Origin of the sequence: Mesorhizobium sp. B2-5-3, from assembly GCF_006441005.1 — a bacterium.
Lineage (GTDB): Bacteria > Pseudomonadota > Alphaproteobacteria > Rhizobiales > Rhizobiaceae > Mesorhizobium.
This window is the reverse complement of record NZ_VFUS01000001.1, coordinates 276,981-289,765: the sequence shown is the minus strand read 5'-3', so window position 1 is coordinate 289,765 and position 12,785 is coordinate 276,981. Positions and strand designations below refer to the sequence as shown.

The following is a 12,785-nucleotide window of genomic DNA, read 5'->3' as shown; positions in this document are numbered from 1 at the left end:
GCACGAAAAAAGGCCGGTTGCCCGGCCTTTTTTCGTGTCGGATAAAAGCTCGCTCAGCCGATTTTCTGGCCGGTCTTGGCCCAGTCGGCGAGGAAGGCGGCAAGACCCTTGTCGGTCAGCGGGTGGTTGACCAGCGCCTTCAGTGTCGCGGGCGGCGCGGTGACGATATCGGCGCCGATGAGCGCCGCCTGCTTGACGTGGTTCACGGTGCGCACGGAAGCGGTCAGGATCTCGGTCTGGAAATCGTAATTGTCGTAGATCTGACGGATCTCCTGGATCACTTCCATGCCGTCGGAGCCGGTATCGTCGATGCGGCCGACGAAGGGCGAGATGAAGGAGGCGCCTGCCTTGGCGGCGAGCAGCGCCTGGTTGGCCGAGAAGCACAGCGTGACATTGACCATGCGGTTCATCTCGGTGCGGATCGTCTTGCAGGCCTTCAGTCCGTCCAGCGTCAACGGCACCTTGATGGCGACATTCGGCGCGATCTTGGCCAGCACCTCGGCCTCCGCCATCATCTGCTTGTATTCGGTCGCCACGACCTCCGCGGAGACCGGGCCTTCGACGATGTCGCAGATCTGCTTGGTAACCTCGGAGATCTTGCCGCCCGATTTGAGAATCAGAGAAGGATTGGTGGTGACGCCATCGAGCAGCCCCAGATCGATCAGTTCGCGGATTTCCTTGATGTCGGCTGTGTCGGCAAAAAATTTCATGGCGGTCTCCTGACGATTTCGTCGTGCTTGGGAAGGCACGTTCAGCGTTGCCCTTTGATCTAGAGCAAAGTCGGGGCAAGGTCACGCCTCATGATCGAAGATTCGCCCTTTGTCGCAGCCGCACCGGTGCTGGTGCCGATGCCGGCCGAACGCCCCTACACCTATGCCGTGCCCGCCGGCATGCGGGTGGTGCCGGGCTCGATCGTGCGCGTGCCGCTCGGGCCTCGCCAGGTCGCCGGCATCGTCTGGGACGGCGCGGTCGAGACGGTAGACGCGAAAAAGCTGCGCCCGATCGAACAGGTCTTCGATTGCCCGCCGATCGATCGGGCGATGCGCCGTTTCGTCGACTGGGTGGCGCAGTATACGCTGTCGGCGCCGGGCATGGTGGCGCGCATGCTGCTGAGGGCGCCGGAGGCCTTCGATCCGGAACCGTGGATCGAGGGATTGCAGCGAACCGCGGCCGTTCCGGACCGGATGACGGATGCGCGGGCCCGCGTGCTGGAGACGGCCGAGGGCGGACTGGCCTGGACGCGATCCGGCCTTGCCCATGCGGCCGGCGTGTCGTCGACGGTAATCGAGGGGCTGAAGGCGCAAGGCGTGTTCGAAACGGTGATGATCCCGCCGCGGCCCGTGGTGGCGGAGCCTGATCCAGCCTACGCCGCGCCGGAATTGATGCCCGACCAGAACGAAGCCGCAAGGCTGCTGCGCGCCAATGTCGCGGGCGGCGGCTTCAACGTCGCACTGCTCGACGGCGTCACCGGTTCGGGCAAGACGGAGGTTTATTTCGAGGCGGTGGCGGCGGCACTGGACCGGGGCAAGCAGGTGCTGATCCTGCTGCCCGAAATCGCATTGACCCATGCTTTCCTCGAAAGGTTCCAGCAGCGTTTTGGCGCCAAGCCCGCCGAATGGCACTCCGACCTGCCGCCGAGGATGCGCGAACGCGTCTGGCGGCAGGTGGCGGAAGGCGGCGTGCGGGTCGTGGCCGGCGCACGCTCGGCGCTGTTCCTGCCGTTCAAGGAGCTTGGCCTGATCGTCGTCGACGAGGAGCACGACCCCGCCTACAAGCAGGAAGACCGCGTCTTCTACAATGCCCGCGACATGGCTGTCGTTCGCGGCCATATAGGCGGCTTCCCCGTGGTGCTGGCATCGGCAACGCCATCGGTCGAGAGCCGCGTCAATGCCAGCCAGGGCCGCTACGCCAGGGCGGTGCTGTCCGCCCGCTTCGCCGAGGCGGCACTTCCCGACCTGAAAGCGATCGACATGCGGCGCGCGCCGCCGGCACGCGGCGGCTTCCTGTCGCCGGTGCTGATCGACCACATGCGCCGGACGCTTGAGAGGCAGGAACAATCGCTTTTGTTCCTCAACCGGCGCGGTTATGCGCCGCTGACGCTGTGCCGCGTCTGCGGCCATCGCTTTGGTTGCCCGGTCTGCTCGGCCTGGCTCGTCGAGCACCGCTTTCGCGGCCAACTGGTCTGCCACCATTGCGGGCACAATGAGCGCCGTCCGGAAGCCTGTCCGGAATGCGGCACGCTCGATCATCTGGTCGCCTGCGGGCCGGGCGTCGAGCGCATCGCCGAGGAAGTCGTCACACATTTCCCGGATGCGCGCACCATCGTTTTGTCGTCGGATCTGATGGGCGGCGTGCGGCGGCTGCGGCTGGAGCTGGAAGCCATCGCCAATGGCGAGGCCGATATCGTCATCGGCACGCAACTCGTCGCCAAGGGCCACAATTTCCCGAACATGACCTTGGTTGGTGTCGTCGATGCCGATCTCGGCCTTGCCAATGGCGATCCGCGCGCCGCCGAGCGCACCTTCCAGCTGCTTAGCCAGGTGACCGGCCGCGCCGGGCGCACCGGCAAGAAGAGCCTCGGCCTGTTGCAGACCTTCCAGCCCGACCATCCGGTGATGCGGGCGATCGTCTCCGGCGATGCCGACGCGTTCTACGAGCGCGAGATTTCCGAGCGCGAGCGGGCGGCTCTGCCACCCTTCGGCCGGCTGGCCGGCGTCATCGTCAGCGCGGTGACGCGGGCGGAAGCCGAGGGCCATGCACGCGGCCTGCGCCGTGCCGCGCCCGAGGCATCCGACCTGTTCGTGCTCGGGCCGGCCGAAGCGCCGCTGTCGCTGCTCGGCGGCCGTCACCGTTTCCGCCTGCTGATCCAAGGCGAGCGCCGCGCCGACATGCAAAGGTTTATCCGGACCATGCTCGCCAACGGGCCGAAGCAGCGCGGCTCGGTCCGGGTGCAGGTCGACATCGATCCGCAGAGCTTTTTGTAAGGTCGCTCAGCGTTCGCGCGGATTGCTGGTCGTGTCCTTCAGTTCGGGACGTTGCCTAAACTCTTCAGGATAGAGTCGACGGGCGTCCTCGATCGATATCACTATGGCCACGGGGCGTCCCCGCTTGGTGATTGTTGTCGGGCTGCCTTTGCTGGCTTCAGCGACCACGGCGCACAGTTCGCTGCGTGCTTTGCTGCTGGATTTTGTTTTCATCGAGTAGCCCTCAACATCGCCTTGGACTGTATCATAAGTCGCTGCAAGGAAAGGAAACCGTTTTGAAAACCCTTGGCCTTCTGGGCGGCATGAGCTGGGAATCGACGGCGATCTATTATCGCCTGCTCAACGATCTCGTGAGGCAGCGTCTCGGCGGGCTGCATTCGGCGAAATTGCTGCTGTGGTCCTTCGACTTCGCCGAGATCGCCGAGCGCCAGCACAATGGGGACTGGGACGGCGCCGGCGCGCTTCTGGTCGATGCCGCGCGCAAGCTCGAGTCAGCTGGCGCGGAAGGCCTGCTTTTGTGTACCAACACCATGCACAAGCTCGCCGACCAGGTGCAGGCCTCGGTATCGGTCCCGCTGACCCACATCGCCGACGCCACCGCAGCCGCGGTCAAAGCGGCCGGCATGCGGCGCCCGGCGCTGCTGGCAACACGGTTCACCATGGAGCAGGATTTCTACAAGCGCCGGCTTGCCGACACATATGGATTGCAGCCGATCGTGCCGGACCAGGCAGGACGCGACATGGTCCATCGCATCATCTATGACGAGCTCTGCCAGGGCATCGTCACCGAGCCATCGAAAACCGCCTATATCGCCGAGATCAACCGCCTGCGGCGCGATGAAAATGCCGACAGCGTGATCATGGGCTGCACCGAAATCACGATGTTGATCGGCCAGCAGGATTTCGACATTCCGGTCTTCGACACGACGCGCATCCATGCTGAAGCGGCGGTCGCCTTCGCGCTCTCCTGATGGGTTTGGCCTAAAGTGCCGGCCGCCATCTGGCGCGCGGCTTTTCCTCCGCTAGAATGCCCGCGATTTCAGAGCGGCATTTACGAGGGGACATTATGGATTTTGCGTTTCCATGGCCGGTGAGCCAGGGCGAATGGCTGGCCTGGTCGAGCGCCGTCGTCACGGTGCTGCTCGGCCTGGTGCTTTTCCTGGCGCCGGGGCTTGCCTTCCGCATTCTGCGCTTGCAGGTCAAGCCGGAGAAGGCGGCGGCGATCGCCGAAGGGCGCGGCCGCATGTCGGGCTTCTATCTCGGCGTCGGCCTGTGCTGCATCCTGCTGGCGCAGCCGCTGATCTACATGGCGCTCGGCTTCTCCTGGCTGTTCACCGCCTTCGGCCGGTTGCTGTCGATGATGTCGGATGGCGCCAACACGCCCTTCAACTGGGTTTCCATCGTCGTGGAACTGGCGCTGGCGGCGTTGCCGCTTGCCTTTGCCTTCGGCTTCCTGCCCTGAATCCGCAGGCAATCCAGGGACTTCGTCCCCGGATGCGACAATAGTGCCTGAAAACCATGCGGAACGACGCATTGCGGTCTTAAAAGGCCTGTGCTAGACGGCAATCGACTTTCGGCCGGGGATAGCGGAAGCCGCGCCTCCGTGCTTGAAAAAATGCAGTAAGGTCAAAGATTTAGCCAGAGTTTTCGCTCGCGCCAACAATCTGCGGCCTGTCAGACAAGAGAAAAGACGGTCCGTGGCCCAATCGTCATCGCCAATCTCAGGTGTCGCAGAACGCTATGCGGGTTCGCTGTTCGAACTGGCATCGCAGGCGAATTCCGTCGCCAAGGTCGAAGCCGACCTCAACAGTTTCGAGGCGATGCTCGCGGGCAGCGCCGACTTGACCCGGCTGATCAACAGCCCGGTGTTCTCCAGCGAGGACCAGGCCAAGGCCATCGCGGCGATCGCCGACAAGGCCGGGATCACCGGCCTGACCGGCAATTTCCTGCGCGTCGTCGCCAAGAACCGCCGGCTGTTCGCCGTGCCCGGCATGATCAGGGCATTCCGCCAGATCGCCGCCGAACATCGTGGCGAGACGACCGCCGAGGTAACGTCGGCTCACCAATTGAGCGCTGCCCAGCAGACTGAACTCAAGGCGGCGCTGAAGAGCGTTGCCGGCAAGGACGTTTCCATCTCCGTCACCGTCGATCCGTCGCTGCTCGGCGGGCTGGTGGTCAGGATGGGCTCGCGCCAGATCGATACGTCGCTCAAAACCAAACTCAATTCGCTCAAGCTTGCACTGAAAGAGGTCGGCTGATGGACATCCGCGCCGCGGAAATTTCCGCAATTCTGAAAGACCAGATCAAGAATTTCGGCAAGGAGGCCGAGGTCTCCGAAGTTGGACAGGTGCTGTCCGTCGGTGACGGTATCGCCCGCGTCTACGGCCTCGACAATGTCCAGGCCGGCGAGATGGTCGAATTCCCCGGCGGCATCCGCGGCATGGCGCTCAATCTCGAAGCCGACAATGTCGGCGTCGTCATCTTCGGCGCCGACCGCGACATCAAGGAAGGCGACACCGTCAAGCGCACCGGCGCGATCGTCGACGTTCCGGTCGGTCCGGGCCTGCTCGGCCGCGTCGTCGACGCGCTCGGCAACCCGATCGACGGCAAGGGCCCGATCAAGGCGACCGAACGCAAGCGCGTCGACGTCAAGGCGCCCGGCATCATTCCGCGCAAGTCGGTGCATGAGCCGATGTCGACGGGCCTCAAGGCCATCGACGCGCTGATCCCGGTCGGCCGCGGCCAGCGCGAGCTGGTCATCGGCGATCGCCAGACCGGCAAGACCGCCATCATCCTCGACACGATGCTCAACCAGAAGTCGGTGCACGACAACGGCCCCGAGAAGGAAAAGCTCTACTGCGTTTATGTCGCCGTCGGCCAGAAGCGCTCGACCGTGGCGCAGTTCGTCAAGGTGCTGGAAGAGCGCGGCGCGCTCGAATATTCGATCATCGTCGCCGCCACCGCTTCCGATCCGGCGCCGATGCAGTTCCTGGCGCCGTTCGCCGGCTGCACCATGGGCGAGTATTTCCGCGACAACGGCATGCATGCGCTGATCAGCTACGACGATCTGTCGAAGCAGGCCGTCGCCTATCGCCAGATGTCGCTGCTGTTGCGCCGCCCGCCGGGCCGCGAAGCCTATCCGGGCGACGTCTTCTACCTGCACTCGCGCCTGCTCGAGCGCGCCGCCAAGCTCAATGACGACATGGGCAACGGTTCGCTGACGGCGTTGCCGGTCATCGAAACCCAAGCCAACGACGTGTCGGCCTATATCCCGACCAACGTGATCTCGATCACCGACGGCCAGATCTTCCTCGAAACCAACCTGTTCTTCCAGGGCATCCGTCCGGCCGTCAATGTTGGCCTGTCGGTGTCGCGCGTCGGCTCCTCGGCGCAGATCAAGGCGATGAAGCAGGTTGCCGGCTCGATCAAGGGCGAGCTCGCGCAGTACCGCGAAATGGCGGCCTTCGCGCAGTTCGGCTCGGATCTCGATGCCGCCACGCAGCGCCTGCTCAACCGCGGTTCGCGCCTGACCGAGCTCCTGAAGCAGCCGCAGTTCTCGCCGCTGAAGACGGAAGAGCAGGTCGCGGTGATCTTCGCCGGCGTCAACGGCTATCTTGACAAGCTGCCGGTCAACCAGGTCGGCAAGTTCGAGCATGGCCTGCTCAGCCACATGCGTTCGGCCGGCAAGGACGTCCTCGACGCCATCCGCAAGGAAAAGGCGCTGTCGGACGATCTGCGCGGCAAGCTGAAGGCCGAGATCGACGCTTTCGCCAAGACCTTCGCCTGAGCGAAGCGCCAGTCCGGATGAGACAAGACGGGATCAGGTTTGAAGCATGCCTTCATTAAAAGACCTTCGTAACCGTATCGCCTCGGTCAAGGCGACGCAGAAGATCACCAAAGCGATGCAGATGGTCGCCGCGGCGAAGCTGCGCCGTGCACAGGAGGCCGCGGAAGCGGCGCGCCCCTATTCGGAGCGCATGGGTTCCGTGCTGGCCAACATCACCCAGGCGATCGGCGGCGGCGGCGATGCCCCGGCGCTGATGACCGGCACCGGCAAGGACGACGTGCACCTGCTCGTTGTCTGCACGGCCGAGCGCGGCCTGTGCGGCGGCTTCAATTCGCAGATCGCCCGTCTTGCCCGTGACCACATCCGCAGGCTCCTCGCCGACGGCAAGCAGGTCAAGATCATCTGCGTCGGCAAGAAGGGTTTCGATATCCTGCGCCGCGACTATGCCTCGATGATCCTCGACCGGATCGACCTGCGCGAGGTCAAGACGCTCGGCTTCGTCAATGCCGACACGATCGCCCGCAAGGTCATCCACCTGTTCAACGAGGGCGGCTTCGACATCTGCACGCTGTTCTATTCGCAGTTCAAGTCGGTGATCAGCCAGGTTCCGACCGCGCAGCAGATCATTCCGGCCGCTGCTTCGTCAGCTCCGGCCGAGGCTGCTGACGGCGCCAGCGCCGTCTACGAATACGAACCCGAGCCGGGTGAAATCCTGTCCGAGCTCATTCCGCGCAACATCGCGGTGCAGATTTTCCGCGCGCTGCTCGAAAACGCGGCTGGCGAAATGGGCGCCAAGATGAGTGCGATGGACAACGCCACGCGCAACGCCGGCGAGATGATCAACAAGCTGTCGATCACCTACAACCGCCAGCGCCAGGCGCAGATCACCAAGGAACTGATCGAAATCATTTCGGGCGCCGAGGCGCTCTAGGCGCGGTTTCCCGGGGTCAACGGCCTCGATCCGACCGCGCGAGAAACAAAGGACGAAAAGGGTAAAGACGATGGCGAAAGCAGCGACCCCCAAGACGGCGGCTCCCAAGGCGGCAGCCCCGGCCAAGGCGGCACCGGCAAAGGCTCCGGCCGCAGCAGCGAAGGCGGCTCCGGCCAAGAAAGCGGCAGCGCCGACCAGGGCCGCCGCGGTAAAAACCCCGGCCGTGGCCAGCAAGGCCACCGGCATCGTCGGCAAGGTCCGGCAGGTCATCGGCGCCGTGGTCGACGTGCAGTTCGGCGATCACCTGCCGCCGATCCTGAATGCGCTCGAGACCACCAATGTCGGCAACCGCCTGGTTCTCGAAGTTGCCCAGCATCTGGGTGAAAACACCGTGCGCTGCATCGCCATGGATTCCACCGAAGGCCTGGTGCGCGGCCAGGAAGTACGCGACACCGGCGGCCCGATCGCCGTGCCGGTCGGTCCGGGCATGCTCGGCCGCATCATCAACGTCATCGGCGAGCCGGTCGACGAAGCAGGCCCGGTCGACGCGGTCGAGTTGCGCTCGATCCACCAGCCGGCCCCGGCCTATATCGAACAGTCGACGGAAGCACAGATCCTAATCACCGGCATCAAGGTGCTCGACCTGCTCGCGCCCTACGCCAAGGGCGGCAAGATCGGCCTGTTCGGCGGCGCCGGCGTCGGCAAGACGGTGCTGATCCAGGAACTGATCAACAACATCGCCAAGGCGCATGGCGGCTATTCGGTGTTCGCCGGCGTCGGCGAGCGCACCCGCGAGGGCAATGACCTCTATCACGAGTTCATCGAATCCGGCGTCAACAAGAAGGGCGGCGGCGAAGGCTCCAAGGCGGCGTTGGTCTATGGCCAGATGAACGAGCCGCCGGGCGCGCGTGCCCGCGTCGGCCTGACCGGCCTGACGGTCGCCGAATATTTCCGCGACCAGGGCCAGGACGTGCTGTTCTTCGTCGACAACATCTTCCGCTTCACGCAGGCCGGTTCGGAAGTGTCGGCGCTGCTCGGCCGTATCCCGTCGGCCGTGGGCTACCAGCCCACGCTCGCCACGGACATGGGCGCCCTGCAGGAACGCATCACCACCACCACCAAGGGCTCGATCACCTCGGTGCAGGCCATCTACGTGCCGGCCGACGACTTGACCGACCCGGCGCCGGCGACCTCGTTCGCCCACCTCGACGCGACGACGACGCTCAACCGCTCGATCGCCGAAAAGGGCATCTATCCGGCCGTCGATCCGCTGGACTCGACCTCGCGCATGCTCGACCCGCTGGTGGTCGGCGAAGAGCATTATGCCGTCGCGCGCCAGGTGCAGTCGATCCTCCAACGCTACAAGTCGCTGCAGGACATCATCGCCATCCTGGGCATGGACGAGCTGTCGGAAGAGGACAAGCAGACGGTGGCCCGCGCCCGCAAGATCGAGCGCTTCCTGTCGCAGCCCTTCTTCGTCGCCGAAGTGTTCACCGGCGCGCCGGGCAAGCTGGTCGACCTCGCCGACACCATCAAGGGCTTCAAGGGCCTCTGCAACGGTGACTACGACCACCTGCCGGAAGCCGCCTTCTACATGGTCGGCGGCATCGAGGAAGCGGTCGAGAAGGCACAGCGTCTCGCGGCTGAAGCGGCTTAATCAAGGGAATAGGGAGTAGTCAGTAGTCGGTAGTGAATGGCAGGCAGGTGACCGGGCGCAATTGCCCTTTCCCCTACTTCCCTACTCACTATTCCCTACTCGCTAAATCGACATGGCAGAAGCTTTCAAGTTCGAACTGGTCTCGCCGGAGCGCCTGCTGGTTTCCGCAGAGGTCGAGGCAGTCGTCATTCCGGGTGCGGAAGGCGAGATGACCGTGATGGCGCATCACGCACCGGTCATGACAACCATCAAGCCGGGCGTCGTCACGGTGAAGGCTGCATCGGGCGGTGAAGAGCGTTACGTCGTCTTCGGCGGTTTCGCCGACATCGTTCCGGCCGGCTGCACGCTGCTGGCGGAATCGGCTGTCGCGGTGAAGGATGTCGACCGCGCCGATCTCGCGCGCCGCATCCAGGAAGCCAGGGAAGACGCCGCCGACGCCAAGGACGACCGGTCGCGCACGAAGGCCGAACAATTCCTCAGCCAGCTCACCACGCTGGAAGGCGCCATCCTGCCGGCTTGAGGCTGGCACCAGTAGTCGACTGAAAAGCGGGGCCTTGCCTCGCTTTTTTGTTTTTAAATGCCCAATGCCGCGAAGGCCTGAGCCGGTCCGCCACGGCGCAACTGCTCGAGATGGACGGCCGCAAGGTCCATCAATCCTGGCCGCTCAGGCGCCCCGGTCGCGAAGCCGGCGAGATCGAACACTGCCGCGACGGTTTCGGCAGCGGGCAGATTCCGGTCAATGATCGCCGTCATCGGCATGTCGAGCGGATCGGTAAAATGGCCGTCGGGCAAGGATTTGCCGCGCGCTTCGCAGGCGGCGATCCAGGCGGCAACCGCCAGCATGAGATGTCCGGGCGCGGCGCCTGAATGGAGGCGCTCGATCGCGGAGGCCATGATGCGCTGCGGCAGTTTCTGGCTGCCGTCATTGGCGATCTGCGCGGTGCGGTGGGCAAGTGCTGTGTTGGAGAAACGCTGGGCAAGCTCTGCCGTATAGCTCGCGGTATCCAGCCCGGCATCGGTGGGCAGCGTCGGGATTGCCTCGGCCCACAGCGCATCGACAAAGCGCCTGATCGCCGGATCGGCGAAGGCGCGGTCGACGGTGGCGTGTCCGCTGAGCAGGCCGAGATAGGCAATGGCCGAATGCGCACCGTTGAGCAGTCTCAGCTTCATGTCCTCGAAGGGCCTGACATCCCCGACCATGGTGACGCCGAACTTTTCCCAGGCCGGGCGGCCTGCCGGAAAATTGTCCTCGACCACCCACTGGCGGAACGGCTCGGTCATGACCGGCCAGGCGTCGTCGACGCCGAGCTCGAGAGCGATCCGCGCCCGGTCGGCATCGGTCGTGGCCGGCACGATGCGATCGACCATGCTCGAGGGAAACGCGACCTCGTCGGCGATATGGCCGGCAAGCCTGGTAGCGCCCTTCTCACCGAGGCTGGCATCGCGCAGCGTGGCGAATTCCACCAGCAGCCTGTGCAAGGTCGCCCCGTTGGCAGGCAGGTTGTCGCAGCAGAGCACGGTGAAGGGCTGCACGCCGGCCGCGCGACGGCGTGCAAGCGCCTCGGCCAGAAAACCGTGCGCGGTCTTCGGCAGATGCGGGTTCGCCAGATCGTGGGCGATATCAGGGTGGGCTGCGTCGAGCCCGCCGCCGGCGGCCCGCAGATAGGCTTTCTCGGTGATGGTCAGCGTCACGATGCGGGTGCGCGGATCGGTCAGCGCGGCCAGCACGGCGGCGGGATCTTCCGGCGCCACCAGCATCGCGCCGATGGAGCCGATGACATGAAGACTTTCCTCGCCCCCGCTGCGGATCGCCAGCGTGTAGAGCCCGTCCTGCGGCGCAAGCGCATCGCGCGTCTCGGCACTGCGCAGCGACACGCCGACGATGCCCCAATCCGTTTCTCCGGCAGCCAGGCAATCGTCGACATAGGCTGCCTGGTGGGCGCGATGAAAGGCGCCGACCCCCAGATGCACGATGCCTTGCGTGACCGATGCGCGATCAAAACGCGGCACGGCGATCCTGGCCGGCAACGTCGCGATCGTATCCTTCGAAAGACGCCTGTTCATTGCTGTGCGAAGTCCCCGATTGGCCTTTGGGAGCCGCCCCGTAGGGTCGGCGAAGGAAAACGGCAGCGGCGTAACATCCGCTGCCGTCCCACACAATGGCCGGTTCCCGGGTCAAAGTCATCATACAACAATCCATTTTTTGTATGTTGACATTATTTCCTTGCGACCCTACCGATAACGCCTCATGGGAGGATCACCGTGGCACTGACAGATGCGGATTTGCTGCTTAGCACCGACGCGCGTCCACGCTCGCTCGCCCGCACCGGATGCTGACCGAAATGGCCAAGATTGAGCAGGGATGACGGGCTGGTGATGCGCCGGCTCTGAGCCGGCGCCTTGATTTTTGAAAAAGGGAGGAAAGTCATGTTGCATTTTTCGAAATTGACGGCGGCTACATTCGCGTTCGGCTCGCTGCTGATTGGCATCGCCAACGCGCAAACCGTGCTGCGGTCGGCCGACACGCACCCCGACGGCTATCCGACGGTCGAGGCGGTGAAATACATGGGCGAGTTGATCAAGCAGCGCACCGATGGCCGCTATTCGGTCGAGGTCTATCATTCGGCGCAGCTCGGCGAGGAGAAGGACACGATCGAGCAGACCCAGACCGGCGTCATCGACCTCAACCGTGTCTCGATGGGGCCGTTCAACGGCATCGTGCCGGAAACCGCGGTGCCGTCGCTGCCCTACATATTCCGCTCGGTCGAACATATGCGCCATGTCATGGACGGGCCGATCGGCGACGACATACTGAAAGCCTTCGAGGCACATGACCTGGTCGGTCTGGCCTTCTACGATTCCGGCGCGCGCTCCTTCTACAACACCAAGAAGGACATCGCCTCGATCGCCGATCTGAAGGGCATGAAATTCCGCGTCATCCAGTCGGACGTGTTCGTCGACATGGTCAACGCACTGGGCGCCAACGCCACGCCAATGGCTTATGGCGAAGTCTATTCGGCACTTGAGACCGGCGTCATCGACGGCGCGGAAAACAACTGGCCGAGCTTCGAATCCGCCAAGCACTATGAGGTCGCCAAGCACTACACGCTCGACCAGCACCAGATCGTTCCGGAGGTGCTGGTGATGGCGAAGGCGAGCTGGGACAAGCTCTCGCCGGAAGACCAGGCGATCGTGCGCCAGGCGGCCAAGGACAGCGTCGTCAAGATGCGAGAACTGTGGGACGCGCAGGAGAAGAAATCCCGCGACATCGTCGAAAAGGCAGGCGTCAAGGTCAGCGAGATCGACAAGCAGCCGCTGATCGACGCGATGAAGCCGGTCTACGACAAATACCTGTCGACGCCGGCGCTGAAGGACCTCGCCGCCCGCGTCCAGGCAACCAAGTGAAGTCGGCCGCGGGGCGGGCAA

Annotated in this window: 12 protein-coding genes; 9 read left to right on the top strand and 3 right to left on the bottom strand. The window is 64.3% G+C overall.

The features are described 5' to 3' along the window. Positions 1 to 53: 53 nt before the first annotated feature. Entirely contained in the window at positions 54 to 710 is a 657-nt protein-coding gene (gene fsa / locus FJ867_RS01505; protein ID WP_140492952.1) for a fructose-6-phosphate aldolase, read from the bottom strand. A gap of 90 nt (positions 711 to 800) precedes the next feature. On the opposite strand from fsa, the gene FJ867_RS01500 reads away from it, so the two are divergent. After that, positions 801 to 2,984 carry a primosomal protein N' gene (locus FJ867_RS01500; protein WP_140492955.1) on the top strand — a complete coding sequence of 728 codons (2,184 nt, stop codon included), beginning with the start codon at positions 801 to 803 and terminating at the stop codon, positions 2,982 to 2,984. A gap of 6 nt (positions 2,985 to 2,990) precedes the next feature. Here FJ867_RS01500 and FJ867_RS01495 read toward each other — a convergent pair whose 3' ends face one another. After that, positions 2,991 to 3,197 carry a type II toxin-antitoxin system prevent-host-death family antitoxin gene (locus FJ867_RS01495; RefSeq protein ID WP_140492958.1) on the bottom strand — a complete coding sequence of 69 codons (207 nt, stop codon included), beginning with the start codon at positions 3,195 to 3,197 and terminating at the stop codon, positions 2,991 to 2,993. Between the two features lie 62 nt (positions 3,198 to 3,259). Between FJ867_RS01495 and FJ867_RS01490 the strand changes: the two genes are divergently transcribed. The 7 genes from FJ867_RS01490 to FJ867_RS01460 all read left to right on the top strand — a co-directional run bounded on the left by FJ867_RS01490 (position 3,260) and on the right by FJ867_RS01460 (position 9,879). Beyond that, positions 3,260 to 3,955 carry an aspartate/glutamate racemase family protein gene (locus FJ867_RS01490; RefSeq protein ID WP_140816318.1) on the top strand — a complete coding sequence of 232 codons (696 nt, stop codon included), beginning with the start codon at positions 3,260 to 3,262 and terminating at the stop codon, positions 3,953 to 3,955. Between the two features lie 95 nt (positions 3,956 to 4,050). Continuing rightward, on the top strand, positions 4,051 to 4,446 hold the full coding sequence (locus FJ867_RS01485) for a DUF4345 family protein (protein ID WP_140518245.1): 396 nt from the start codon (positions 4,051 to 4,053) through the stop codon (positions 4,444 to 4,446). A gap of 235 nt (positions 4,447 to 4,681) precedes the next feature. Then, positions 4,682 to 5,242, top strand: a complete 561-nt coding sequence (locus FJ867_RS01480) for a F0F1 ATP synthase subunit delta (RefSeq protein ID WP_140492968.1) — start codon at positions 4,682 to 4,684, stop codon at positions 5,240 to 5,242. After that, complete coding sequence (atpA, locus tag FJ867_RS01475; RefSeq protein WP_140492971.1) at positions 5,242 to 6,771, top strand: F0F1 ATP synthase subunit alpha; 1,530 nt, start codon at positions 5,242 to 5,244, stop codon at positions 6,769 to 6,771. Before FJ867_RS01480 ends, atpA begins: the two co-directional genes overlap by 1 nt. Before the next feature lie 46 nt (positions 6,772 to 6,817). After that, the gene (locus tag FJ867_RS01470) at positions 6,818 to 7,702 is read left to right on the top strand and encodes a F0F1 ATP synthase subunit gamma (protein WP_140492974.1); all 885 of its coding nucleotides are present in this window, start codon (positions 6,818 to 6,820) and stop codon (positions 7,700 to 7,702) included. Positions 7,703 to 7,772: 70 nt separating this feature from the next. Continuing rightward, entirely contained in the window at positions 7,773 to 9,359 is a 1,587-nt protein-coding gene (gene atpD, locus FJ867_RS01465; protein WP_181165201.1) for a F0F1 ATP synthase subunit beta, read from the top strand. Positions 9,360 to 9,471: 112 nt separating this feature from the next. Then, positions 9,472 to 9,879 carry a F0F1 ATP synthase subunit epsilon gene (locus tag FJ867_RS01460; protein WP_140492977.1) on the top strand — a complete coding sequence of 136 codons (408 nt, stop codon included), beginning with the start codon at positions 9,472 to 9,474 and terminating at the stop codon, positions 9,877 to 9,879. A gap of 53 nt (positions 9,880 to 9,932) precedes the next feature. On the opposite strand, the gene FJ867_RS01455 is transcribed toward FJ867_RS01460, so the two are convergent. Continuing rightward, positions 9,933 to 11,423: a mannitol dehydrogenase family protein gene (locus FJ867_RS01455; protein WP_140816316.1), complete on the bottom strand. Its 1,491-nt coding sequence runs from the start codon at positions 11,421 to 11,423 to the stop codon at positions 9,933 to 9,935. A gap of 363 nt (positions 11,424 to 11,786) precedes the next feature. On the opposite strand from FJ867_RS01455, the gene FJ867_RS01450 reads away from it, so the two are divergent. Further along, positions 11,787 to 12,764, top strand: coding sequence for a TRAP transporter substrate-binding protein (locus FJ867_RS01450; protein ID WP_140492983.1), 978 nt, complete (start codon positions 11,787 to 11,789; stop codon positions 12,762 to 12,764). The last annotated feature ends 21 nt before the right edge of the window (positions 12,765 to 12,785 follow it).